Genomic DNA, 26,212 nt, shown 5'->3' with positions numbered 1-26,212 from the left:
TAAATGACAAGAACTTCTATACAAAAACTAAAAAATCCGCAGTTTATGCGACTTCCTTTGTATATATATTCTTGTCGTCCGACATTTTCCGAGTGGCCTCTCAATGTCGGCGTTTACGTTGATAATTGAAAATACTCCCTTTTTAGTAACCACTCTCGCCGTCGAGCTTTCACTAATGTGATCCGCTGATTCTATCGCCTGTCAGCCATCGCAGCACACTCTGAAATACTTCCCGCGTTGTATTTCTCCTCTTCTTTCCTAACGATTTGCCTTCTGCGTAATCTTGAGTAGCGAGCAATTTTAAGCCTCGGTGCTTTCCAACCGTCTTACTGATCCATTTTGCCTGTATCGAAAGTCGTTGAAGCAACTGTTGAACCATAAGTAAAGGGAAAACCCTGATGGGCGTTCCCTTTGCTTGAATGAAATTTATCCTGCTTTAAAAACAATTCATTTGTGGCCTTAGTCGTCCACCGTACTACTGGCATATGCTCAGGTCGGGATAAAAATCTAGGAATAAGTGAATTGGTATTAGGCATGTATGCTGATATTCTTATTCGTTTCAATGCTTTAGCCGTCCTAAACATATTTCGTAAAACCCTTTTCCATCTACACCACTCCGGCACAAACTTGCAGAAACGGGCTGCGGTTCTTCGTATATATTCATTTGGTGCACATCTCCCGGAGTCCACCAGCTATGGCTGCGTTCACGATCCGAAATCAGCAAGGCGTCCGGGTTCAGCGACGACTGTGGTAGCATGCGCTCTTCGTCCGTCAAGCCGGCCAGCACGATAGGACCGTCAAGAAATACACCATATCGGGATTTCCAGGCAGATGAAATCCAGTTGCTTAGCGCGGCGTGCTGCCCGTCCTGCTCGATGCGTTCTGCCTGCATTAGCGTGCCGTGAAAGCACCAGAAATGTTGTGTCTCCGATCACCACGGTATCGTATCAAAAGGAAAGCAGCGTATAGACGGCGCCAGCAGCTGCATCAAAGCGGAGAAGTCCTGCTGAACTCTCGCACTTGATCGGGTTCCCTTCCATTGTAATCGAACCGCTTACCGGACTGCGGATGCAGCATGGTCCACCGGCAGTAGACGTAATTGTGGCATTCGTCAGCCTGCCGTCGTTCCATTCCAAGTCGACCGTGTAGCCGCCTCTAGCGCGCAGCCCTTGAACGGAGCCCGTTGACCAAAGTGCCGGCAGCGCCGGAAGTAGATGAAGCTCGCCCGCATGACTCTGCAGCAGCATTTCGGCCATTGCAGCGGCACCGCCGAAATTGCCGTCGATCTGGAACGGCGGGTGATTGTCCAAGAAGTTCGGCAGCGTCGAATGAGTCAAAAGCGCCGCGAGATTAGCGTGCGCCTCCTCCGCCTCCTCTAGACGCGCCCAGAAATTGACGATCCACGCCCGGCTCCAGCCCGTATGGCCGCCGCCGTTCGCAAGACGCCGCTCCAGGGTGCGTCGGGCCGCCGCCGCTAGCTCGGGCGTGCCGTTTGGCGTGATCTGGCTGCCGGGATGCAGGGCGAACAAATGGGAGATATGACGATGGCCCGGCTCCGCCTCTTCATAGTCCTCGTACCATTCCTGAAGCTGGCCGTATCGGCCGATCTTCGGTTGAGGAAGCTTCTCCAGAACCCGCCGCAGCTCTCTCCCTAGTCCCTCGTTCTCCGGAACGCTTAGCGTACGTTCAGCGTCAAGCACCGCGGTAAACAGCTCGCGGATAATCTGGGTGTCCATTGACGGCCCCGCGCATAGCACGCCCGATTCGCCGCTCGGAAGGATATAGGTATTCTCCGGTGATACCGAAGGGCAGGTCACAAGCTCGCCGCCTGGCGCCTCGATTACGAAATCTACCAGGAACAGCGCTGCTTCGCGTAAGATGGGATATACCCGTTGAAGAAATTCCGAATCCATCGAGAACTGGTAATGCTCCCACAGATGCAAGGAGAGCCAGGCGGCGCCCATTGGCCAATAGGTTGCGGGCATATAAGTGTCCTGAGGGGCAGTATCCGCCCACATATCGGTGTTATGGTGAGCGGTGAAGCCCCTGCACCCATACATAACAGACGCCGTATACCGACCGGGCTCGCGCATCCGCTCCAAGAGCTCGAACAGCGGCTCATGACACTCGGGAAGGCTGCATGGTTCCGCGGGCCAGTAATTCATCTGCGCATTAATGTTGATCGTATATTTGCTGTCCCACGGCGGCAGGAAATGCTCGTTCCAGATGCCCTGCAGATTAGCGGGCAGCGAGCCGGGACGGCTGGAGGCGATCAGCAGGTAGCGGCCGAATTGGAAATATAGCGCGAACAGGTCCGGGTCTGCTTCGCCGCCGCGCAGCCGCTCCATGCGCTGCGCCAGGCTCAAACGCGCTAGTATTGCGTCTGTCGGACCGAGCGACAGGGATACGCGGCCAAACAACGCACGGTAGTCGTCGATATGGCGCTTATACAGCTCAGTACAGCCGAGCCGGAGGGCCGCCGCTGTCCTCTCCTGCGCTTCCGCAAGCGGATCCGGGACACGGAACGTTGTGGCAGCGGCAAGGATAAGCGTCACGCAGTCGGCCCCTTCCACAAGGAGATGGTCGCCGACAGCCCTCACCGTTCCGCCTTCCGCTGACACGTTAAGCACGGCTGCGTACTCGCTGCCGCCTTCGCCGCCGCAGCTGCCGCTCATCCATATCGCGCTGTCCCCATTTCGGCCGGACCGATCGGCGTAACGCCAGCGACCCCGTTCCAGGCGAGCGGTAAACCCGATGGCGCTCGGCCTATCACTGCTCAGTCTCATGATGATCGCCTGATCGGGATGGCTTGCGAACAATTCCCGCTTGAATGAAACGCCACCCTGTCTGAACGCGACCGTAACGATGCCGCTGGCCATATCCAGCACACGCGAATATTGATCCGGCGTTCCGTCCGGCAGCGTGAAATCAAGCAGAAGGTGGCCAAGCGGCGTGTAGTGCCGCTGGCTTTCCGGCAGGCCGGACAACGACAGCAGGGCTAGGCGCTCGGCTTCCTTCAGCTTCCCTTCGAAAATCAACCTGCGGATTTCCGGCAGATTCGCTTGTGCGTCCGGGTTATTGCGGTCTCTCGGTCCGCCATACCAAACGGAGTCCTCGTTCAGCTGCAGCCGCTCGTGCCGCGGCTGGCCGTACACCATCGCACCTAGTCTGCCATTGCCAATCGGCAACGCTTCGTCCCAAGCTTTCGCCGGCTCCTCGAATAACAGTATGTGGGTCATCACTATCCCTCCTCCTTCGTTTTCGTTACATTCTTGAGGCCTCCCGATATTCCTGAGGCGTTACACCCATCGCTTTTTTGAAAAAACGGGAGAACGACTGGGAAGCCTCATAACCGACCCGAAACCCAACCTCCAACACCTTCAATTCGTCGTTCCTCAGCAGCTCTTTGGCCCGCTCGATTCGGGCGGTTTCGATATAGTCGGACAGATTGACGCCGCACTCCTGCTTGAACAAACGCGATAAATACGACGGATTAAAATGGATGTAACCGGCGAGGCGGACCAGCGATAGATCCTCGTCCAGATGTTCCTCGATATAAGCGCGAACCTTCAGGATCGCTTCGGCTGCCCGGTTGCTTTCGCCAGAGCTTCTTAGTTCGAAGAGCGTTTTAGCCGTCGTTCGGAGGAAGGAGAACGCTTCCTTCCACGACACGAATTCGTCGCGGCGCATGAGGGCCGAAACGCCGGACACTTGATTCTCCAGCTCCCATCGGTTGATGTATGACAATAAAACAAGCGAGATCGTATAATACAGTTCAAGCAGATACGGCGCGCCGTTGTCTCGTTCCGATTCCGTCAGCTCATCGAACACCAGGAGAAATTCGTCGCGTCTGCCGGCATCCAGATGCGCGGACAACGCGTCCGATTTGTCCCGCGGCGAACGCTGCTTCGTGCAGCATGAAGCTTCTAGATTCACCGTCTGCACCATTAGAGCGCCATCTCCGGTTCTAGTCTGCCGTTGCCGCCTCATTTTGTCATAGGTCGAAGACAGCTTCATCCAATCGGATGGCCGATTCCCCAGCGTGACGGCTACGGAGAGATCGAGGCTCTTCAGGCATGCTTGTTGGATCAGCTCGAATTGGCCGACCAGATAAGGGAGGACGGACGCGCCTTCCTCCGCTTCGTTCCCGTCCGCTCGATCAGTCGACTCTTGGATCAACCAGACCGGATCTCCGAAGCGATCGATCATGCCAAGGCTCCGAGCCTGGCCCTTCAGCAAGCTCTCGGCCAGCAGCATGACGGCCATAGCTGATTCATGCCGATTGGCATAAGACGACACGGTGGATGAGGCATGGAAAAGATCTCCCTGCGCCACGTAGACCGGTCTGTCGGCTTCGAGAGGGATGTTCAGCTTACGGAAGTCCGCTGCCAGGCTCGGCGCCGGATTCGCGCCGTGCAGCAAATGGCGGAAGTACTCGCCTCGCGCCAGCACTTCCAACGTTTTCAGCTTCTCCTGCGCCTGCTGGATGAGGTCGTTCACCCGCAGGCTGTCGTCCAGCTCTGCCACCGCTTGGCCGACCGCCTGAATGACTTTCGGGTACCCTTCGCTCTTGAGAAGGTATTGAACGTCGGGCGTCTGAATTGCCCGGTACACGGAATCGAAGTCGCTGTAGCCGGTCAGGAAGATCAACCTGCAATGCGGCCAATTCCGCTTGATGATGGACAGGAGCTGCATCCCGTCGATTCCGGGCATCCGGATATCGGACAGCACGATGTCCACCCGGGTTCGATGGAGCCAGTTCAATGCCTCCCTGCCGGAGTAAGCTTTGCACAGGTCCAGATCCAAGCCGCATCCGGTCAACGTCTCGTATAAACCGTCGGTTATCATCTCTTCGTCATCCACGATCAGCAAACGGTACATTGGCTAGTCCCTCCCATGGAAAGTGAAGCGTCACTTGAAGTCCTCCGAGCTCACTTCGGGCGACTCGGACGCCGCCCCTCTCGCCGAACGTAATCGTCAAGCGGCGATGGATATTGACTATTCCCGTCGTCTCCGCATATTCGTCCCGATTAGCCAAAGCCCTTGATAATTCGTTTAGCTTCTCTTCGGACAAGGCGTCGCCGTTATCCTCGACGACGATGCGGAATTCATCGTCCCCGCTCTCGAAGCGAACGACGATCAACCCGTTCTCCTCTTTCCGCTCCAGGCTGTGCTCGAAAGCGTTCTCGATAATCGGCTGCACGATCAGCCTCGGTACTTTCGCCTGCGCGGCTTCCTTCGGGAGGTCCTCGAACCGCGCCCGTATACGCCTAGAGAAGCGAAGGAGTTGAATGTCCATATACGTGCGTGCATGATGGATCTCCTGCGCGAGCGAAATCTCGTCGGAGGCACTGCGGGTCACGAAGCGAAAGTATTCGCCAAGCTGGATCGTGAATTGCTCGACCCGTTCCATGTCTCCCGTTCGGGCCATCGTGTTCAAGATAAACAAACTGTTGAACAAAAAATGAGGATTGATCTGCGATTGAAGCTGCTTTAGCTCCGAACGCTGTGCCATAAGCTTCTGCCGGTAGGCCTGATCGATCAGCGCCCGCAGGTTTGCGACCATCTGATTGAATCGGCTGTACAAATAGCCGAATTCATCCTTGGACTCGTGCGTGATGACCTGCTCTAGATCACCATTCTCGACGCGTCGGAAGCTCTTCACAAGCCGCAGCAGCGGTTTATGTATGAATTTATAAGTCGACATTGCATAGATGGCGACGATAACGAGCGCTGCCGCAGCAAAAAGCCAGGCCCAAGTATAGAACTTGTCGAGCGGCTTTCGGATGACCTCAGACGGAATGAAGCGATAGATTGCCATATCCAGCTTGTCAGAGCCGGCGTAGATGGTGTAATACAAATGCCCCCCGAACGCTGTGCCTTCGGCGTAGTCTTCGGAGTCCTTCCGTTGCCCGACGTACGAGGAAGCTTCCTTCAGGAAGGACGCGACGGAACCGCTCGCCAGCTGGATGCCGCCGCTCGCCGAGAGAAGCAGGGTGCCGCTTCCGGAATAGGTATTGAATTGAGCCAACGCCTCCGTCAGTTTCTGCTGGTCCAATTCAATCTCGACAATGAATAGTGGCTGTCCCTTCGGGCTTCCGCTCGGCTTCACCGCGCTGAGGTACAACCCATTCCTCCACTCGATGATTCGGGTATTCCGGCTGCCGTAAACGGAGAGAACAGCGTCATAACGCGTCTCATCGAGCGGACTTACGCCGTCGACGGAGGAGATGACGCGTCTTATAGGATTGATGTATACGCTTACTTCTTTAATATACTTGCTGCTATTCTGAACAAGATAGAGTCGATTGCGCAGCGAATTGGTCTTGTCGGTTTTTTCTATAACGCCCATCCGATCCCAGAGGAGCGTCAGTTTGTTCAGATCCTCGTCTTCGAGCAAGCCGAATTGCAGCAGCTTGATCCTCTCGATCTCGTTCTCGAAATCGGTTAGATAGAAGGTCGTCTGAGAGGCCGCCGTCTTGGCGATATCCTCTCTCGCCGTGTGAATCGACCACTGGTAGAGATAGACGCCCAGAATGATCAGGGGCATCAAAATGAGCAGAAACGTAAAGATCAAGCGGAGAAACAGGGTGTTGCGAATCGAGAACAACGGTGTTTTGATCATGGCGCCTTCAACCCCTAATCTGTCTAGTCGATTCCATCCTATCCCTTCACGCTTCGTAACACAATGCGCTACTTCTTCATTGATGCATAATAATTGTTGACTTCGTTCGTAATCAGAGTCCCGCCAAGCTTGTTCCAATCCTGCACGAACTTGTCGAATTCCCCAATCGGTGCGCCAAGGATGATCCTGACGAATACTTCGTTTTGCATTTTCTCCAGCGTCGTTTGCCGTTCCACCATCGTTGAGGTCGGGGCGCCTTCGAACTTATCAAAGAGAAATGCATTGTTTTTGTCGTACTGATCGACGATGCCCTCCGCTCCTTCGGGTCCGTAGATGCGTTCCCAGCCCCATAGCGCGAATCCTTCCTTGGAACCGGAAGCGTATGCGTCCAGCTTCTGCTGGATTGCTTTCGCTTCACCCGTCAGCTTCGGCTTGTCGCCTGTCCTGCGCACTTCGTCTAACGTTCGGAACAGCTCCAGATTTTTCTTCGTCGGCGCGGGCTGAACCAAGGATAGCTGCCATACGCTCTCCGCATCCGGCGGCGCATAATAGTACTCGTTCTCCTGAGTCTCGCCCCAGTTCTTCTCGACGTGCATGTTGAACAGCTTGATGATGGCCTCAGGATGCGCAGCGCCGATGCGGACGGCGAAAAACTTCGTCGTGCTGAATTTAAGAGGAACCTTCACCGGAGAACCGGATTCCGAAACAATCGGGAACGCTCGCCACTGCGCGTTCGGATCGTTGTTTTTGTTCAATTGCAGCGGCCAGATGGAATTCCATTGCTGACCATACTCCATCCCGATTTTGCCATTCGAGATAACTTCCGATACCTTGGTGCCTTCCTTGACGCCGAACTCTTCATCCAGCTCGCCGTTTTTGTACATGCTTTGCAGGGCTTGAAGCGCCTTCTTCATCTCCGGTTGTACGCTGCCGTACGCCAGCTTGCCCGCCGAGTCCTCCAGCCAGATATTCGGAAAAGCGCGGTAGCCGGCCATGAAACCCTCCAGCCCCATCGATCCACCAAACAGTTCCTTCGTAATGGCAAGACCGAAAGTGTCTTTCTTCTTATTGCCGTCCGGATCCCGCTCGGAGAAAGCTTTCGAGATCGCCAGGACGTCGTCCATAGTTTTCGGCGGCTGCAGACCCAGCTTGTCCAGCCAATCCGTGCGGATCCAGATCAACTGTGCTTGTTCGATCGATGAGCCTGTCTGCGGGATGGCCATCAGCTTGCCGTCGAACGTCGCGGAGTCGAACGGTCCCGAACCCTCCTCGGAAAGGACTTCCTTGAGATGAGGAGAAGCGTATGTCTCGTATAAATCCGTCATGTCTTCGATCTGACCCGAGTCGGCGAGCTGCTTGAGCTGAGTGGCGTTGACCGGTATGACGTCCGGAAGGTCGCCGGAGGCCAGCATCACGTTCACCTTCTGCAAATAGGGATCCGACGTGTCGTTGCCTTTAACGACCCAGTTGTATTTGATTTTTATGCCGAGCTGGTCGAAGTAGAGCCTTGTCCAACGGTTATCCTCGAACTTCTCGTCCTTCAGAACGCCAAGGACGTTGTTCTCGACGATGTCGCTCAGGTTGCGCACGGTCGTGATCTCAATCGGCGGGTCGTATTTGCCGTATGGACCCGCCGCCGCTTCCGCCGCGGCCCCTCCGGACGGGCCCGAGGCTGCATTGCTGCCATTGCCATCGTTGTTTTCGTTGCCGTCGCAGGCCGCCAGCGCCGCCATGAGCATCATGGCGGAACCCAGAGCCCAAATCGAACGAACTCTTCCTTTGTTCATAGCCATCTCCTCTTCATCGACTTTGCTTCTGCAATGGTTACGCTCTCATTATAGGCTGGCGGGAACGGACTGGACAACGTGCATCTTTTTACATGCGTAAGTATTGCCCCACGAGGAACATCATCATCTCGCCTGGCTGTTCTCTGACAAACTCGCTTCGATCCGCGAATCGCATGCCAAACGGCGCCTCCGGCGTATAGGCCTCCCACCGCGGCAGGTCCTCTCCCGTCGAATCCTTGCCGTTCGGATCTCCGCTGCCAATGAAGTTCGCCCAGTACTGGCACATCTGCCGGGCCAGATCGTAATGCTTGCCGACGAACGGCCTCCAGCATTTGGCGAGGGTCTCGAAGAAAAACCAGAGATCCACCGAGTGGAACGTCCCCGGGTCGTCCCATCCCGGGATGTCCGCATCGAAGTTGTAGTAGTACAACGGGAGATCGGCGCCGGAATCGGCATTGGCCTGCCCGGCGACCCGTATCGCGTATTCGATGCTGCTCGTCGAAGCTTTCTTCATGACCTCGTCCAAACTGCCCGAGTGTGTGCCGCAAAGTGCTAGAAAAGTTTCAGCATCGTCGCTGAACATATCATCCGCCATCTCCTTGATTTCGCCAAGTGTACTGGCTTCCGGAACGCTGAAAAATTCGGAGGATGTATGGCCGAATAGCACCGGCACCGGCCAGCGCTTGTTCTGAAGGAACAATTGAAACGCGTCGCCTACGTTAAACTTGTGATCGATAACGGTGCCCCAGAATGCCTTGGACGCCAGATACATGTCGCGGACATACACCGCATCCAGCTTCCGGGCTTCTGCAAGCGAGGACACGCCGAGCGATTCGAAGAATCGAACGCCTTCCTGTTCGGCTGCCGCTATATCGCGCAGAAACTTTGGAAAGCCGTTTCCTGGGTAAAGCCTCGTAAATACCCCGCTCTGAACGATTGCTTTCTGGAAGAGTCCCTCGTTCTGCGGCGAAACGAGCTGGTTCATGACGCTGCCTCCCCCGGCCGATTGCCCGCCGATGGTGATGTTGTCCGGATCGCCGCCGAAAGCCCCAATATTGCGCTTGACCCATCTTGTTGCGGCTTGTTGGTCGAGATGACCGAAGTTCGCGGGAGCTTCCGGCGATTCCGCCGTAATCTCGGGATGGCACAAGAATCCGAACGCGTTCAGACGATAGCTGATCGTGACGACCACGATGCCTCTGCGGGCGATCCGTTCGCCGTCGAACTCCATTTCGGCCGTATGGCCGACCTGCAGACCACCGCCAAAATACCATACGAACACCGGCAGCTTCTCGTCGGCACTGTTGGCCGGCGTCCATACGTTCAAGTAGAGGCAGTCCTCGCTCATGGCGATGTCCGGCTCTACGGCCCATTCCCTGGTGTAGATATTGTTCGCGTCGATTTCCTGCCGGACCTGCATGGGGACCGGCGCAAATTCATACGCTTTGCGCACGCCTATCCAGTCCGGCGCCGGCTGCGGGGCTCGCCAGCGGTTATCGCCTACGGGAGGCGCGGCGAACGGAATCCCTTTGAAGCTCGTAATCCGGGGGTCTGCTGCCGGCAGTCCCTGAATCGCTCCATTCTCTACGTTTACGGCTCGAAGCACACATGCTCTCTCCCTTCGAATCACAGATTACATAACAAAGAAGGGATATATATTTTAGAAAAATACATATCCCTCCTGGATTCCATTTTGCCGGATCTTACTTGCTGGCTAACGCATCGGCACGCATTTTTACGATCTTCTGAGCCTTAGCCGTATCCGCAGATACAACATCCTTCCAGCCGAGGCCGTCTACATCCTTCTGCATTTTTGTCCACAGCTGGTCGAAATCCGCCTGATTTTTTGCAAACACCATCTTCCAAGAGGTGTTCTTCACATAGTCCGAGATCTGGCTTCGTTTGTTTTTAATATCCGACGAATCGGTTCCAAGACTCGTGTTGATATTAGGCACGACATCAATCATATTGTTCTTCAGGTAGTAGTCCGTCGCATTCTCGGCGCCGTACACTTTCTGCCAATCTGTCGTCAGAGCCGTCTTGTTCGCTTCGATTGTCGAGCTCCAATAATTGCTGTTATAGAATTCCTTCGTATCCGGATCGAGAACAAAGTCGCTCATGATCATGCTGTTGATCTTGCTCTGTCCGTCCTGGTATCCGCCGCCGCCGTACTGGTCCGGAACGGGCGTATTTTTCTGGAAAGCGGTCTGTCCGACTTCGGTCAGCTTAAACTTGCCGCCCTCTGTCTTCTCGTAATTAAAGCCTTCAAAGCCGTTCGTGTAATAGCGCAGCCCTTCCGGAGAGGCGAGCCAATCCATGAATTCCATGATGCGATCGGGATTTTTCGCTTTCGCACCGATAGCGAACACTCTTCCGTTGCCGTAATAAGCATCACTGCTCTGAATGATGCGAGAGTCGGCGATCGGAACCGCTACGTTGCCGTCCCCTTCCTTGCCTCTCTCGATGGAATTATAGAAACCTCGCTGCCATGAGTACCACAAGAGAAGAACCTGCTTGTTGGTCAACTTCTCAGCTACTTTGTTCCAATCCTGTGTCGGCGCGTCGGGGTCGACCAGCCCCATCTGATTGGCGTTAAAATAAAACTGCAAAATCTTCTTATACATGCTGTTGTCGTCGACGAGCGGAACGATATCGCCCTTTGCATTCAACTGGATCGTCGATGTCCCGTCCGGCTGCTCATAACCGTACCAGTTGCTGAGCCAGCGAACGTTTTCCATACTCCCGCCGTCCCAATCCTTCCACAGGGTGATCGGTACGATCGGCTTGCCATCCGGCGTCTTCTGATATTTCGCTTGCATCTGCTTCAGGACGTTCAGCAGATCGTTCAGATCATTAAGCTTCGGGGCCCCGACTCCCTTGTAATAATCCCAAGGCATGATCGGACTGGAGTAAGGAATTTCTTCCGAGAAGGTCGTCGGCGACGTATCGGCTTCAAATGTCGGCAAACCGTAGATCTTGCCGTCCGGATTCACTTTGTCGAAGGCTGCGTTGAAAGGCTTGAAATGATTATCCACATATTGCGACAAGTACTTCGTATTCTTGAGCTTATCCGTCATATCCATGACGAGACCGGCCGGAATCAGTTCTTCTAACTGACTATTATCGACGATCAGGAGATCCCCAAGATCGCCAGCTGCCGTCCGGGTCTTATACAACTGATCGCCGGCCACCTGCGGAGCGAGAATGTTTAAGGTAATATTGAATTTGTCCTTGACAAGCTTGCCGTACCACCCTGTCTGCTCGCCTTGGTAATTGGACGCATTATCGAATACGGTAATGGTGATCGGCTTGCTGTGATCGATCGTGCCAGCGGTCTGGGATTCGCCTGTATTCGTGCCGGATCCGGCCGGCTCGCCGGGTGCCGGCGTATTGCCCGATCCGCTGTCGCACCCGGTTAATGCAGCCGACACCAGGAACAGACCGGCCAACGATACGGTCATCGATTTCTTAACTGCTTTACTACTTCTACTCATATGCAACCCCCGCTTGGTCAATTTATTATAATGGTGCAAGCACAAGTCAGCCTTTCACCGCACCGATCATAATCCCTTTTACAAAAAACCTTTGGAAAATCGGATAAATCAGCAAAATGGGCGCCACGACGATAATAGTGACCGTCATTCGGATGGAAGTCGTTGTCTGCTTGGTCGCCAAGCTGGCCATTGTCGTCGAGCCGGCGTTCTGCAGGTTGACCATGGTCGATAAGGAACTCGCCTGATTAATATAGTTGTACAGAATAAACTGCAAGCTGTAGAGTTTGCTCTCCGTCACAAGCAGCAGCGTGTCCTGAAAAGAGTTCCATTGATCCACGGCTGCGAATATCGCGACCGTCGCCAATATAGGTTTGCTTATGGGCAGTATGATCTTGAAGAAGAGGGTCATGATTCCCGCCCCGTCGATACCGGCCGCCTGCTGCAGCTCCTTAGGCGTCGATTCCACGAACGTCTTGACCAGAATGATAAAAAAGGGAGCGACGATCGTCGGCAAAACATAGGCCAGAAAGTTATTGGTCAGGTGCAGCGACCGCATCGTCAAATACCATGGAATAATTCCAGCGTTGAAGAACATCGTGATAATCGTAAATCGATACCAGAACTTCCGCCCCCACATATCCTCCTGCGTAAACATGAATCCCAGGAAGGCCGAAGCGCCTACCGTCAGAGACGTTCCGATCACGGTCCTTCCCAGAGAGACCATCGCCGCCGTACCCAGCCCCGGTATTTTAAACACGTCCACGTAGTTCTGGAAGTGAATATGCTTCGGGAAGAATACGACATCACCTCTGGCGCTGATATCGTTGGCACTGATGGTGTTAATGATGATGGAGTAAAAGGGGTATACGCAGGCAAATGCGAACAGGGAAAACAGCGTATAGATTACAACTGAAATGAATTTGTCCGTCGTGCTGAGCTTAAAGCTTGTCTTTTTATCCATTCGGCTTTGATGCACCGCATTCGGTACCACTTCGGCCATCTTATCGCTCATACGATACTCTCTCCTCTTAACATTTTGGACAGTCCGTTCACTGAAAAGAGAAGCACTACGCTAATCAAGCTCTTCAGCATGCTGATTGCAACGGACACGGAATAGCTGCCTCCCCCCATGGCCAGGTTGTATACGTACAAGTCCAGAACCTGAATGCTGTCCTTGTTAAACGCGTTCTGAAAGACGAAGTATTGCTCCAGGCCATTGTTCAGAAAGCTCGCGATTTGCAGCATCAGCAGTACAAAATAGGTAGGCAGCATGCTTGGCAGAACGACATGCCGGATCACCTGCATCCTTGTAGCGCCATCTACATGAGCTGCCTCGTAAAGTGAATCATCGATTCCCATAATCGCGGCGATGTACAGGATGGCTGACCACCCTAATGCTTTCCAGGTCGTCCATAACCACATCGTCAACCACACATGGTCGGAATTCTGAAGGAACAAGACCGGGGAATCGGTCATTCCCAGCTGCCGGAGCATACCATTCACGATTCCTTCGCTGGAGAACATGGAGAAGGCCAGTGAATAGACCAATACCCAGCTGATAAAGTTCGGTAGGGTGGTGACGGTTTGGATGAACTTCCGGAAACGGACGGCTTTGATCTCGGTCAGAAAGATGGCAAAAACCATGGGCAGCCAGGAGAACAGCAGATTCAGACCGCTCATGCCGAATGTATTCTTAATGACCTGCAGCAGCTGATCGATCTTTACCTGGTTTTCGACCAAAGACCGGAACCATCTGAGCCCGACAAACGGCGATTCGGACAGCGGAATCGGCGGCGTATAGTCAAAGAAGGCATAAACCCATCCATATAGCGGGTAGTAAGCAAAAGTGAAAAGTAGAACCATAAAAGGTAATATGTATAAAAATTTTCTCATCGACATGCTTCTGATACTGAAATTTTGCATGCGCACCGTGTCTCTCCTCTTCTACATTGGGATTACGCACATCATTTCTGGATTGTCAGCGGGATGTAATTTCCTGTCGAGTGTGCCGGCCGCGTGTCCGAATCGAATGGGTTTTTCCTTGCTTCATAGCCATCCCCCCTCACATGGTGATCTGTTTTGGTTACGCTTTCATTATAGGCACCGGAGAAAGGACGCAACAACGCGCATCTTTTTACTTCCTTAACAATCGTTTACGTAATTGCTAGCGTTGTATCTTCCAGGGGGCCGTCAGCCATGCTGCAGTTTCCGTCCACCTGGTGGGCCGGCGCGCGCTGCGAGAAAACCGGCTTGGACAGGGAAATTCAATAGAGCAGTGGGGAAAAACGACCCGCAGGCTCTTTAACCGCTATCTGATCGCTGCGTTATTTGATCAATATAAAGAAGCTGAGGATTAATATCCACAGCTTCATTCATTCATATGACAGGAGCAGTTTATTTGTTGTGAAACAACCCATCAGCATCTGTATTTTCAAAGGTTATAAGAGCTATTCGTAGATGAAGATTTCGCTCATCACACGCATGAATCGCCCATGGTTGCATAGCTAATGATATGCTGCAGCAAAACCTCTTTGCTTTGCGGCCCAACCATTGTTTCTACTTGATAACCATCTTTAAAAAGCATCAAAGTTGGAGCTTTCAATACGCCGTATTCTACTGCCAGTTCTTTTTCTTGATTAATATCGACTTTGGCAATGATAGCTTGATGTCTTACTTCATGAGCCAGCTTCTCCACAATGGTAAGCTGTTCTTGACAAGATTTGCTCTCAGGCGCATAAAAGTCAACGAGCGTGATCCCATGATTAATTTGTCCCTTGAACGTTTCATGTTTTAATGAAATGATCTCCACCTTGTTACCTCCTCTTGTTTTTCGATGTTGTTCGGTTTTAACAACGCAGCTTCTTCCGTGCTTATGCGATCGAAATTTCGCTCATGTCGATGCTTACGATCAGAGGCTCCGGAGCTTTTAGACCGCCTTCTTGTACAGGGTATACCCGGCGTTTAGTTGGTACTATGATCCCATTTACTTCCTGGTAATCGGACGCATAATTGGCAGCAGGTGAACCCCGCCCTATAACATCTGTGTTATAGTCATGGCGACGCAGCAGGCCGTCTTCCCCGAAGTAAGAAATCTGCTCCCTGCAATGACTCGCGATATAGTCAGGGAATATGACTTTGAGTCGGCGCCATGTCTCGCCGTTTTCCTGCCACGGGGAGAGTTCCTCGGTCACAAAGCCAGGATACGTATACAAAAAAGGCTGAGTCAGATAGACCCACATCGCGTAGCTTGCGAAATACGCCACATGAAGGTCGTCCCACGGCGTTGACAGCACATGACCGTCAAATGCCGCACGAGGGTTGTCGCGGAACAGCAGCGTTTCACCGGTGGCAATGCTCTCGATGGTAACTCGCTCCGGTGTAAATACGCTGCGCTTGTCCACTGCAGAGAAGCCTTCGAGCACCACATGCTGTTCGCGCGTGTTGATTTCAAGTTTGTAGTCATCCAATAAACCAGGATTGCCTTTGAGATGCCAGAGCGCACCTTTGCCAGACGTGCGGGCGGAGATTTTCGAAATTTGCTTCCAACGCTCTAGTCCCCCGTGTGCTTTCACTGCTAAATCCAGCAATTCATTCATGTATTTTCCTCCTGCTTCTTGTCCTCAGTCGATGCGATGCTCGTGAACATTTGTATTGTTAGTATGCCCTACTACGAAAATATTCAGGTATTGTCTCATATGCCCCTATTTAGCGGGTGTAATTGGAATATAGATGTCTATGGCTATGTTTTTTCACCTCTATCTCGCATCGCTTTATTGGTGTGCGGTGAAACATATTGCTTAACCAACTTTAGTCTACTTTAGTCTCATATGCCCTTTAATGCAAGAGGGAAAATATTTCTCCACTGCTTCATCGATTAAGCTCCAATTTTCTCAGTTCTTCCTTGATTTCATTAACACTATAATTGTAAGCAATAAAATAGCTCTACATAAATACCACGATTACTCGCGGTTTATTATGTAGAGCTAGATGGCCAATCGGAGAAACGTTAAGCTTTCGTCTTTTTCTTGCGCTTCCCTGCAATCCATTGTGTGCATATTCCCAAGGAGAGTAATCCAGCTACCAATAAGAGCATCCAGCCAATCAGAGGTATACTCGAAAACGCAGTTAACATGCTGGCGCCGATAAGCACTTTTAACCAATCCGGCATTTGTTCCGAACCTTTGATCCTATCTCCTATTCGATAACTGATCACGGTAATTCCTATAGCCAATGCAATGAGAAGCGCTAGCAGGATGAGAACCAAGATCGGAATACCTATCACGGTAACGAGCAGCAATGCGCTTAATGCCGCGATAACCAAGCCGCTTAGAAATCCGGCATATAAGAGCCGGCCCATGGATTCACGCTGATAGCGTTCGGTAAATGCGATCATTTTTTTCTTGCTGAGGACCCTTATCAGGACGGGTACAAGAACCATAAGCAGGCTTCCTGCCAACTGCAGCACCCATAGGCTTAGCACGAGTCCGCCGCCGATCAGAAGACTATTTTGCGTAGCGTTATCCAATGAAATGTCATAGATATCGTCCCCCAAAACAGCTCCCGGATCTTGATCAACCTTCCCTCCAATCACGACAATCACGCCGGAAATCTTGGCAGTGCTGCCCAAATGCAGGTTGCCGTTAATGACGACAACAATGCCCTGTACTTGGCCGGAGATATCGGCATCACCTCCAACAACGTACACGTCGTCGACGGTCTGACCTGCAGGCACAATGGTATTCTGGTGTTCAAAAATACTCTTCGCCGATGCCATGCCAGGGATAAGCAGCATGAGCAGTATAAAGCAGCATATGGTGTAGGTTAGTTTTCTCAATGTGACCCTCCCTTTCAACTAGCTGAGGCTTGAAGCAGCCGCTTAAGTGAAATTAAGGATGTCACAAGGATAGCTAATGAGAGGAGAATCGTCCCCCCGGTTAAGACGGGTACACTGAGAATGAAATGGGATGCTGCGTAGATCAGTGTAATCATCAATTTGGACCATCCATGTATGAGTTTACCGATAACCGCTCCGGTTAACAGATAAAATACCCCTAGTGTCAACAAAGCCAAAAGAAGCGCAAAAATCCGACCCTTGCCTGCGGATATTCGTTCTTCTTCCGCTCCGATTGATTGCATAACCCGAACCTCGAAATCCATAGGTGCTTGGATGTGGCCGAAAGTCTGCACGAGTTCATATTTGTTATCCACCATGTCTTCCAGCAGTGCCTGACAAGACTCGCATGTCTCAAGATGCTCTTCGATTTCCCGTCTTTCGTCTTGAGTCAGCTCATCATCGAGGTAGGCCGACAACTGTTCCTTTGGATGTTTGGTCATTCGCAGTCAGTCCTCCCTTCTTAATTGTTTCCGCAAGTTAATCCTGGCTGCAAACAGCCTTGATTTCACTGTTCCAAGAGGAACGTCTATCATTTCCGCGATTTCTTCATAATTATAGCCTTGGACTTCATGTAATAATAGAACTTCCCGATGACCCGCTGAAAGTCTGGATAGTCCTTCTTCTATCGATAACTTCTCCAATGGGTTGGCTGCATGTAGATCCGCGATCCACTCGTTCTGTTCCCCATTAATTTCTTGTTCTGCGCTTTTCGCATGTTTTTTTAATCGGTCTTTGCAGAGATTAGCCGCAATTCGAATGATCCAAGATGAAAAAGCAAACTCGTTATCCAAACTTGATAAGGAGTAATAGGCTTTAATAAACGCCTCTTGAGAGACGTCTTCTGCATCCATTCGATCGCCTAACATCCCCACCGCATATCGATAGACATGGCCTTTATAACGTTGGACTAGATCTGTAAAAGCTTCCCGGTCACCACGTTTGGCTCGATGAATGATATGCTTAAGTTCCTCATCCACCATTCGCGTACTCAACTCCTACCGAAACGGAACCAGGAGGATTCACGTCATTTCGCTACTATCGCTGATTCATTATCTTGAAGTTTCCTCAGCACTTCAAGCAGAATGACATTCAAAGTTATCCATACGCCGCCGAACACGTAACCGGCCGCGACATCGCTTGGAAATTGTACGTTGAAATAAATACGGCTAATGCCGACCAGCAAGCACACAAGAATAACAAATAGAATGACAATCGTCCTGATTAAACTTGCGCTATAATGCCGAAGCAATAAAAAGGCCGAGAAGCCGCATACCGTTATCGACGAAAGCGTTTCTTCACTCGGAAACGTATTGATGAGTTGGATTCCAGCTGCCACCGGCCCAGGACGGTGAAAAAGCATACGCAATCCGTCATCGAGCAATTCCCCGCCAAGTACCACCCAAAGAAGAAATATAAACTCAAAGCCCTTGTTCCGGCCTCTGAACATAATCCAGAACGATGTCATAACGATAAGCGGACCATAGAGGTATAGGGTTCCCAGCTTCGCGAAAAGTTGCATTTGATCATGCCACTCAGGACCAAATATCGTTAGTACCACATAAGAAGTCACTTCATCGAATTGACTAAATTCATGTGCAAGAAAATCCTGTATCATCCCTAGCATCAACGAGACGAACAGCACCAATAATGCGAATGAAGCCAGCACCAGGAATCTGACTTTACCCAGCGAATTGAAATGGCGAACGCCTTTGTTCAGCAAATCCATCAATGAAGCCAGCACGCGTCGTTTATATTTCCGGTAAAAATAAATCGTCAGTGTCAACAAAGCTGAGGCAATGCCAAAGATAATCATATAACGATTGACCGTTGCATGATAGGCTTCCCATTTCGGTCCTAACACTCTACCGAGTGAGATGAATAAACTGACCCAGAAAAGCCCCCCGGAATAAGCAAAGACTGCATAGCGGCGAAAGGGCATCCTCGTTACCCCGCAGAAATAGCCGATAACATGCTTTAAGCCCGGAATGAAATAAACAATGAACAATAACTTTTCTCCGTATTTCTCAAACCATACCGTAATCCGCGACAGTTGTTCTTCACCCAAGTGGATGCGATGTCCATACTTGACGATGAACGGTTTCCCCAGACGATATCCGATCCAATAGGATAGCGAGATGCTGGCTGCTGCGCCAGCCCCCGCCGAAAGGATACTCAAGATCAAGTTCATTTTCCCTTCATACACGTATAGTCCGGTATAACTCAACATCATATCGCCAGGAAGAGGTAACGCGAGTATTTCAAAGAATACTGCCAAAGCAATTAGTCCGTATCCATACTGTTCGAGCCATGTCGCCCAATCCCACATCGATACCCCTCCTCTTCCTGTAGTTTTAACCCAAAATAATCAGTTCATCCGGTTTACTGCATCCGCGTTCCGTATAGCCTTGCCCTGCATCCATTCGTAAATAATCGGAATCACAACGAAGCTGTTGAGCGTGGAGGTGATCATGCCGCCGATGACCACAATACCAAGCACTTGCGAAATGACGGTATCGGAGCTATGCGATAACGCCAGCGGAATCAAAGTCAGAACAGTCGTGCCCGCAGTCATGAATATCGGACGAACCCTGGAAAGGCTGCCTTGCATGACGGCTTCTCGAAGTCCCATGCCTTCTTTGCAATTCCGTTCGATTTTATCGATCAGGACAATCCCGTTCGTAACCACGATTCCCGTAAGCATCAATACGCCGATGAATGCGGCGAGATTCCATTGGCCATGAATGGCGTACAAGGCCAGTACGACACCTGACAAAGCAAGCGGAATGCTGATCAATACAGCAAACGGAGCTTTCCAACCTTTGAAAACAAAGCTGGTGATGAGCAATACAAGCAGAATGGATATAATGACCGCGATCGTAATTTCAATAATCATTTGCGTCACTTGTTGGGTTATGCCGCCAAGCGAATACGTGACTCCGTTCGGCAGTTTCATGTCTTTCAAGGACTGAGTGACTTCTTTCGACACTTTGCTCATGTCGCTTGATATGATCTGAACTTGCACGACGGAGAACGGTTGACCGTCGCGTTCTTGAATGGAAGACACGGCGTCGCTTTTCTGAATCGATGCGATTTGGTCCAGACGATAATTCTGCCCGTTACTTCCGGGTACAGTCTCGGCAGCCATTGAGGCCAATACTTGTTCGGGCGTATACACCGGTACTGCATTATTGTTCTCAACGCCCGTCTTGACGGAATCGATATACACGTCGACTGGAATCGTGCCTGCGGAAATTGAAATGTCAAAGTCTTTCGCTTTGGACGTGTAACGCGCCAACAATTTATTGATATCGTCAGGTTTAATGCCAACCTGCAGCGCTTTTTCTTTATCAATCGTGAGCGCATATTTCGGTATTCCATTCGTGAGATCCGTTTTCCCTGTAACGCTCAGCCCCTGAATGGACACCAGCCTCGTGCGGACTTGCTGAGCCGTGTTTTCCAACGTGGTTTGATCGGCGCCGGTTAACATGATATTAATCGTGGAATCATCGCCGGCGATGTTCTGATTCGTTACCGTAATCGCCGAATTATCGGCCACTTGATTCAAATCGGCTTGCAGTGCCGGAATGACGGTATTGGCATCCTTTTTGTTTTTTAATTGGATGGACAGATTCGCCACGTTCGGCTGTTGAATGAACCCTCCCCCTTGGTCAAAGACGTCGTCCGCCGTTGGCGTGAAGGTCGAACCAAACGTAACGGAATAGGAAGCGATTAGGGCATTGTTATGCAAGACGCTCTCCACATGCTTGACTTCTTTGTCCACTTCGGACAACGGCGTTCCTTTCGGAAGTTCCACTTTTACGGCGACCTCGCCGCTTGCCGTGCTTGGCAGCAGGCTAAACGGCAGCTGCGATGCGAATATCCCCGCGGCAACAAACAAAATCAGCGAGATACTGATTACGGTCTTCTTGTGCTTCAACGCGGATTGAAGAAGCGGCTTCATGAAGGGTTCGAGCGTGACCGCTTCCGCCTTCGATTCTCTCCATCCCATATAAGCGAATGCCGGTATCACTAACATGGCGACGAGGAAGGATACTGCTAACGCAATGACGACGGACCAAGCAAAGCCGGAGTATGACGCACCAATAATACCGCCGACTAAGGCAATAGGTACATATACGGCCACCGTAGTCGCGGTAGAAGCAAAGATAGCCGGAAGCATCTCGACCACCGAAGAAGACAATACGCTCAGAACAGGCTTGTCTTTGTTTTCCTGAACGCGTCTATACATGTTATCCAAAATCACGATCGCATCGTCGACGATACGTCCCATTGCAACAATAAGTCCAGATACGGTCAAGATGTTCAGAGTAACACCCATTGATTTCAAGATTGCTGTCGTTGCAAGCAGCGAAATCGGCAGTGTGACCGCAATCAGTAGCGTAGAGCGTACATTTCTAAAGAAGAACAACACGCAGAGCATGGAGAATAGGCAGCCCAATAAGCCTTCGCGAACAAGACCCATTAACGAACCGTTCAGATCTTGCGCGCGGTCGGTTTGAAGCGTCATCGCGGCATCGCCGCTTTGAACAGCCGAAATGCCAGCTACGCGCTCTTTCACATGTTTCGCTACATCAGTAATCGTTGCCGTTGGCGTCTTGATTACATTGATCATCACGCTTGCTTCGCCATTCGTTCTTGAGACGGTTTTTACATCGGTTAGGGATTGAGATACCGAAGCAACGGCTGACAAAGGGACACTGTTGCCGTCTTTGTTCTTGATCGTAAGCTTGTTCAGCTGCTGCTCGGTGAGATCCCATCCTTCGACTCGGATCGGGAACGACGCTTTTACGTTGGCAATGCTTCCTTGCAGGCTTGGCACATCTGCCGTGATGGATTTATTGAAATCGTCCAGCGTCAAGTTATTCGCCACGAGATCTTTCATGCGCAGAACGACAACATAGCCTCGGTTTGCCCCGCCAACGGTTTGGACATCCGAGACACCGGGAACGGATTTCAATTGCTTGACGATGTCGGTTTGCAAGGTGGATTGCAGCGTTAGATCGTCTACTTTGTTGTTATTGGCCGTTAGACTGTAACTCAAGACCGGAAACGTGCTCGATGTTAATCGGGTTACGGCAGGTTTGTTGACCCCATCGGGCAATACTGCATCATTCAATGCCTGTTTAAGCGCGTTTTCCGCTTTGTTCATATCGTAATCCATGGGGTAGTAGATATTCATCAAGACCCCGCCGTCGTATGAGGTTGTCTCCAGGTTGGTTATTCCATTGGTCTTGCGGATGGCATCCTCGAGAGGTGCTGTAATATCCTTCTTCACTTGATCCGCCTGATAGGATGAAGCACGCAGCGACACCATTAATGTGGTGTTATTGATGCCAGGCAGGTAGTCTCTCTGCATTTGTAAGGCCGAGACTGCTCCCCATCCCAATATTAGCACGACGCAAACTAAAATGATGGTCGATCTTTGCATGACTGATTCGATAATCCGTTTCATTGATTGAAGTCTCCTCTCCTGTCTATATAGGGAAAGACTTCGTTTTGGGCTGGATTGTTCATCGACACTAAAAAATTATTTCATACTGACCGAGAATGGACAGTTCATGCTTGATTCTGGGAATACTATCTTGAGTTGTTGGCAGCCGTAAGTAGAAATATTTTGCGTAAGGGAGTTCTGAATTACGAATGAAACGTCTTCAAGAAGTTCTTCACCGCACAAAGATCGGCCAACTATTCACAGCTCTTCATCGTTACAAGCTCCTGCAGATCTTGATCCCGGCAGCTGTGATTGCGTTTATATACTGGGAGGGTAAAAGCGAGTTCCAAAGCATGGATTGGACCAGTACCCTTCATACGCTTCACCATTTGAAGCCGGAGACCGTGCTCTTCCTATTCGGAGCCTCATTGATCGCGGTATCTTCGGTTGCTGTTTATGACTTTGTGCTTCGGCGTCATTTTACAATCCCCATCAGCCTCTGGGATACATTCCGTTATGCGTGGGTCGCAAACACGTCGAATAGCGTGATCGGTTTCTCCGGAATCGCAGGCGCGGCTTTTCGGACTTTCTTCTACCGGAAGCGCAAGATTCCGATGCAGACGATTACGGCTTCAATCGCTTTCCTCTCCACCATTACGATTACTGGCCTCTCCATACTCTCGTGGGCGGGCATTTTCGGTATTTTACCTATGCAAACGGTTATTCACGTCCACCCTTGGACGTTAATTGCGGTATGGGCAACCGCTTTGTATTTGCCTGGATACGTATTTCTGCAGCGTACCTCGTTCTATGCAAAATGGCTGAATCGAAATCTGCCGCGAATGAACGGAGCTACAATCGCGGCCTCAATCGGCGCGTCCTTACTGGAATGGGTCTGTGCAGGAATCTGCTTCTGGCTCATCGGCACCTGTCTGCTTCCCGGTCTTTCACTGGCAGAAGCGCTAGGGATCTATACCGTCTCGGCGATCACTGGGCTGCTCACGATGGCTCCTGGCGGTATAGGCGGCTTCGATCTGACCGCGCTGCTCGGGCTGCAACAGCTGGGTTATCCTGCTGACAAAACAGCTGCCGTCCTCGTTCTCTTCCGTTTGCTGTATTATCTGTTTCCCTGGATGATCGGTCTTGTTATCGCCGCATCCGACGTCGCCATGGATCGTAACAAACCGGTTGATCCGGATGACGAGAATTTCGAGAATGGCTTGAACAGCTGGCAAAGAATATGGCACTTTCCTAACCAGTTCAAATTGGTCGGAGAACTCGGCGTTTGGTCGCTTGGCAAATTAGTCTTCGCAAGCGGATTTATTCTGCTGCTCTCTGCGGCTCTGCCCGGTCTGTTATTTCGGTTACATCTTACAGATGAGCTGTTGGCCGCTCCGCTAATGAAATTGTCTCACCAATTAAGCGTCGTCATCGGCTTCTTGTTGATCGTACTATCCTGGGGGATATCTCATCGCGTAAAACGTGCGTATCAATTAACGCTCTTCCTTCTGTGCGCAGGTGCCGTATTTACATTCAGCAAGTCATTTGATATCGAAGAAGCCCTATTCTTGCTCGTTGTGGCCTTGTTACTTTGGATTTCTCGGGATCGGTTTTACAGGATATCCGCAAGTTTCAGTAGGGAAAAGGCAGCTCTGTGGGGGGTACTAACGCTTGTACTCGCCTATGTCTACGATCTCATCGCAACGGGGATCCACCCTGCTCTGCCAAATCCATCGACTTCGGAAGCTAAATTAACGTGGTTAATTAATCCGAAGCTGAACGGCCTTGTCGCTATTACCGGAATTGTAGTCACATGGTTAATGCTTTCGCTTATCCTGCTCCTTCGGCCAAGTCGCTTGGTGAACAAGGGGACCTCCCTAGAAGAACAAGAGAAATTGCAATTGTTCCTGGAACACGAGCAAGGGAACTTATTGACGCATGTGTTATTTGCCGGTGACAAGAACTTCTTCTGGGCGAGCAACGAACGCGTATTGATTCCTTATTCCATTATTAGAAATAAACTCGTCGTCCTCGGCGACCCCATTGGACAAAAAGAATGGATTAGCGAAGCCATCCAGGAATGTCAGCGATTTGCGGATCTGTATGATTTGTCGGTTGTCTTTTACCAGGTATCTCCGAGTTACCTTCCGATCTACCATGAAAACGGATATCGTTTCTTCAAATTGGGGGAAGAGGCGCTAGTTCCATTAGATACATTTACCCTTAGTGGAAAACGAATGACCAACTTACGAACAGTCAAAAACAGATTCGACCGTGAAGGATTCCGCTTTGAAGTGTCAAAGCCGCCCCACGATAATCAGTTACTTGAGAAGCTCCGCCCTATTTCGCAGAAATGGCTGCATGGCAAAAAAGAGAAGAGCTTCTCGCTTGGTTGGTTTGATGAATGCTACCTGCAGTTGTCCCCGATTGCATTATTGGTCAATCCAGAGGAAGAGATAACTGCGTTTGCGTCGTTAGCGCCAAGCTATGACGATAACTGCAGCATATCTGTTGATCTCATGCGACATCTTCCGAACTCGCCGAACGGAACGATGGATCAATTATTCGTCTCATTGTTGGAATGGGCTAAAGCAGAAGAATATCAAACCTTCAACTTGGGCATGGCTCCGCTCTCAAGCGTTGGTCATGCTCAGGCGGCTATCCGGGAAGAAAAGCTTGCGCATTTTGTTTTTAAGCACGGTGGTTATTGGTATGGATTTAAGGGGCTTAGGAAATACAAAGAAAAATTTTACCCGGTCTGGGAGCCGCGTTATCTTGCTTATCCGCGCTCTGTATCCTTGCCAATATTATTGTTGGAGCTGGTTCGGCTCATTGCGCGCCGGCCCAAAAATGGTTGCGTTTAAATGAATGAAGATTGCTGAAAGGTGATTTTATGATCTTGTCCTCTTAACTTGTGTCACAATCATTAGTGTTTTATAGCTTTGCGTTTTCAATAAAAGAGGCTCGTGAATTTAATCACGGCCCCCTTCTGTGACAACGTCCTTCGTTAAATTGCCTGCAACTACATGCTATTAAACATTTGAATTTCCTTTGTCCTTCGCTTCATTTCAAATTTTTTATACGCCAACACCGAAGCTAACAGGAATACAGATCCAACCAATGAAACTAATGGTAACATCGTAACAATATCTTTTGGGAAAACAAACGGCAGCAGTGTAAAGCCATACACTGCCGGGATGCGCATGCCGACAATACGCAGCAGAATAAGCATCAAAATCATATCTAACAGCGCTACCACGATCCACGAATCAATAGATAAGTACAACAGCGTTCCGACAGTCGCAGATATTGTCAATACAAGCCCTTGCTTAAAAGCAATCTTGCCGTTATACATCGGCTTCTGAAGGGACTCGTACACAACAACAAGAATAGGCGGTATTACTGCGAGTTGTTGGTATCCAGCAAGCCAGCATACACCCATCCACACGAAAGTCAGCGCTAAGAAAACGAGCATATACTTGTAATTTATCTTAACTTTCTTCTCAAGTCCTTTATTTAATGCAAATACGAGAACCCCGAGCATTAATAGGAAGGTTTCAATGAAAACCGATATAATAAATGAATATTCGGTTGCATTCACAACCAACGGAAGTAATCCCGTTGCAATGGACGGTGCTAAGTTCGATTGAATGATACGCATAAAGAGCATCAAGAGTACGATGGTCAGGCTGACCTTTCCTAGATAAGGAATATTTAATTGATTCACCGCGAAACCGATGGCAGCCGTGATAGACGGTGCAAGAAAAATCTTCGAAGGCTGCCTGATCCATCCTGCTTCTCGGTACACCCACATCGCAACCGCCATAGCAGCAGCTTCGGGCAGAATAAGTTGGTGATCTTTCAACATCACCGAAGCCGTAATCATCGAGATAATAAATAAAAAAGCAATGATATATGAATTAATCGTTACTTTCTTTGAAACAGCTGATTCCATAGCTT

At 50.6% G+C, this 26,212-nt stretch carries 17 protein-coding genes; 1 reads left to right on the top strand and 16 read right to left on the bottom strand.

Going from position 1 to position 26,212, the window contains the following annotated elements; all coding sequences use genetic code 11:
- Window positions 1-947: 947 nt before the first annotated feature.
- The 15 genes from KXU80_RS04160 to KXU80_RS04090 form a co-directional block, all read right to left on the bottom strand.
- Window positions 948-3,239: a glycoside hydrolase family 95 protein gene (locus tag KXU80_RS04160; RefSeq protein ID WP_219837025.1), complete on the bottom strand. Its 2,292-nt coding sequence runs from the start codon at window positions 3,237-3,239 to the stop codon at window positions 948-950.
- A gap of 25 nt (window positions 3,240-3,264) precedes the next feature.
- Complete coding sequence (locus KXU80_RS04155; RefSeq protein WP_219837024.1) at window positions 3,265-4,881, bottom strand: response regulator transcription factor; 1,617 nt, start codon at window positions 4,879-4,881, stop codon at window positions 3,265-3,267.
- Window positions 4,856-6,625 (bottom strand): sensor histidine kinase, encoded by a 1,770-nt coding sequence (locus tag KXU80_RS04150; protein WP_219837023.1) that lies wholly within the window; start codon window positions 6,623-6,625, stop codon window positions 4,856-4,858. The genes KXU80_RS04155 and KXU80_RS04150 overlap by 26 nt, the downstream gene beginning before the upstream one ends.
- Window positions 6,626-6,693: 68 nt before the next feature.
- Entirely contained in the window at window positions 6,694-8,364 is a 1,671-nt protein-coding gene (locus KXU80_RS04145) for an extracellular solute-binding protein (RefSeq protein WP_374987773.1), read from the bottom strand.
- A 136-nt stretch (window positions 8,365-8,500) separates the two neighbouring features.
- Window positions 8,501-10,018, bottom strand: coding sequence for a carboxylesterase/lipase family protein (locus KXU80_RS04140; RefSeq protein WP_219837021.1), 1,518 nt, complete (start codon window positions 10,016-10,018; stop codon window positions 8,501-8,503).
- 97 nt (window positions 10,019-10,115) lie between these two features.
- A complete protein-coding gene (locus tag KXU80_RS04135; RefSeq protein WP_219837020.1) occupies window positions 10,116-11,906 on the bottom strand; it encodes a type 2 periplasmic-binding domain-containing protein in 1,791 nt (596 codons plus the stop codon).
- A 46-nt stretch (window positions 11,907-11,952) separates the two neighbouring features.
- Window positions 11,953-12,918, bottom strand: coding sequence for a carbohydrate ABC transporter permease (locus KXU80_RS04130; protein ID WP_219837019.1), 966 nt, complete (start codon window positions 12,916-12,918; stop codon window positions 11,953-11,955).
- Window positions 12,915-13,646 (bottom strand): ABC transporter permease subunit, encoded by a 732-nt coding sequence (locus KXU80_RS04125; RefSeq protein ID WP_258171241.1) that lies wholly within the window; start codon window positions 13,644-13,646, stop codon window positions 12,915-12,917. Before KXU80_RS04125 ends, KXU80_RS04130 begins: the two co-directional genes overlap by 4 nt.
- 733 nt (window positions 13,647-14,379) lie before the next feature.
- Window positions 14,380-14,715 (bottom strand): thioredoxin family protein, encoded by a 336-nt coding sequence (locus KXU80_RS04120; protein ID WP_258171240.1) that lies wholly within the window; start codon window positions 14,713-14,715, stop codon window positions 14,380-14,382.
- A gap of 61 nt (window positions 14,716-14,776) precedes the next feature.
- A complete protein-coding gene (locus KXU80_RS04115; protein WP_219837017.1) occupies window positions 14,777-15,502 on the bottom strand; it encodes a hypothetical protein in 726 nt (241 codons plus the stop codon).
- Between the two features lie 410 nt (window positions 15,503-15,912).
- The gene (locus KXU80_RS04110) at window positions 15,913-16,680 is read right to left on the bottom strand and encodes a bactofilin family protein (RefSeq protein WP_219837016.1); all 768 of its coding nucleotides are present in this window, start codon (window positions 16,678-16,680) and stop codon (window positions 15,913-15,915) included.
- Between the two features lie 74 nt (window positions 16,681-16,754).
- Entirely contained in the window at window positions 16,755-17,240 is a 486-nt protein-coding gene (locus KXU80_RS04105; protein ID WP_219837015.1) for an anti-sigma factor family protein, read from the bottom strand.
- Window positions 17,241-17,246: 6 nt separating this feature from the next.
- Complete coding sequence (locus KXU80_RS04100; protein ID WP_219837014.1) at window positions 17,247-17,780, bottom strand: RNA polymerase sigma factor; 534 nt, start codon at window positions 17,778-17,780, stop codon at window positions 17,247-17,249.
- Window positions 17,781-17,824: 44 nt separating this feature from the next.
- Entirely contained in the window at window positions 17,825-19,126 is a 1,302-nt protein-coding gene (locus tag KXU80_RS04095) for a VTT domain-containing protein (RefSeq protein ID WP_219837013.1), read from the bottom strand.
- 39 nt (window positions 19,127-19,165) lie between these two features.
- Window positions 19,166-22,273: an efflux RND transporter permease subunit gene (locus tag KXU80_RS04090; RefSeq protein ID WP_219837012.1), complete on the bottom strand. Its 3,108-nt coding sequence runs from the start codon at window positions 22,271-22,273 to the stop codon at window positions 19,166-19,168.
- 188 nt (window positions 22,274-22,461) lie between these two features.
- Between KXU80_RS04090 and mprF the strand changes: the two genes are divergently transcribed.
- On the top strand, window positions 22,462-25,116 hold the full coding sequence (gene mprF, locus KXU80_RS04085) for a bifunctional lysylphosphatidylglycerol flippase/synthetase MprF (RefSeq protein WP_219837011.1): 2,655 nt from the start codon (window positions 22,462-22,464) through the stop codon (window positions 25,114-25,116).
- Window positions 25,117-25,274: 158 nt separating this feature from the next.
- On the opposite strand, the gene KXU80_RS04080 is transcribed toward mprF, so the two are convergent.
- The gene (locus KXU80_RS04080) at window positions 25,275-26,207 is read right to left on the bottom strand and encodes a hypothetical protein (RefSeq protein ID WP_219837010.1); all 933 of its coding nucleotides are present in this window, start codon (window positions 26,205-26,207) and stop codon (window positions 25,275-25,277) included.
- Window positions 26,208-26,212: the final 5 nt, after the last annotated feature.

The organism is Paenibacillus sp. R14(2021), assembly GCF_019431355.1.
In the GTDB taxonomy this organism is placed as follows: Bacteria; Bacillota; Bacilli; order Paenibacillales; family Paenibacillaceae; genus Paenibacillus_Z.
Note: the sequence above shows the minus strand (reverse complement) of the source record. Positions and strands in the feature narration are given on the sequence as shown.

Coding starts and splice junctions, on each gene's coding strand:
- KXU80_RS04145 (WP_374987773.1), bottom strand. CDS start 8,364: ATGCTCATGGCGGCGCTGGCGGCCTGCGACGGCAACGAAAACAACGAT.
- KXU80_RS04155 (WP_219837024.1), bottom strand. CDS start 4,881: ATGTACCGTTTGCTGATCGTGGATGACGAAGAGATGATAACCGACGGT.
- KXU80_RS04090 (WP_219837012.1), bottom strand. CDS start 22,273: ATGAAACGGATTATCGAATCAGTCATGCAAAGATCGACCATCATTTTA.
- KXU80_RS04160 (WP_219837025.1), bottom strand. CDS start 3,239: ATGACCCACATACTGTTATTCGAGGAGCCGGCGAAAGCTTGGGACGAA.
- mprF (WP_219837011.1), top strand. CDS start 22,462: ATGAAACGTCTTCAAGAAGTTCTTCACCGCACAAAGATCGGCCAACTA.
- KXU80_RS04135 (WP_219837020.1), bottom strand. CDS start 11,906: ATGAGTAGAAGTAGTAAAGCAGTTAAGAAATCGATGACCGTATCGTTG.
- KXU80_RS04110 (WP_219837016.1), bottom strand. CDS start 16,680: ATGGCATCGGCGAAGAGTATTTTTGAACACCAGAATACCATTGTGCCT.
- KXU80_RS04115 (WP_219837017.1), bottom strand. CDS start 15,502: ATGAATGAATTGCTGGATTTAGCAGTGAAAGCACACGGGGGACTAGAG.
- KXU80_RS04080 (WP_219837010.1), bottom strand. CDS start 26,207: ATGGAATCAGCTGTTTCAAAGAAAGTAACGATTAATTCATATATCATT.
- KXU80_RS04100 (WP_219837014.1), bottom strand. CDS start 17,780: ATGGTGGATGAGGAACTTAAGCATATCATTCATCGAGCCAAACGTGGT.
- KXU80_RS04105 (WP_219837015.1), bottom strand. CDS start 17,240: ATGACCAAACATCCAAAGGAACAGTTGTCGGCCTACCTCGATGATGAG.
- KXU80_RS04095 (WP_219837013.1), bottom strand. CDS start 19,126: ATGTGGGATTGGGCGACATGGCTCGAACAGTATGGATACGGACTAATT.
- KXU80_RS04130 (WP_219837019.1), bottom strand. CDS start 12,918: ATGAGCGATAAGATGGCCGAAGTGGTACCGAATGCGGTGCATCAAAGC.
- KXU80_RS04150 (WP_219837023.1), bottom strand. CDS start 6,625: ATGATCAAAACACCGTTGTTCTCGATTCGCAACACCCTGTTTCTCCGC.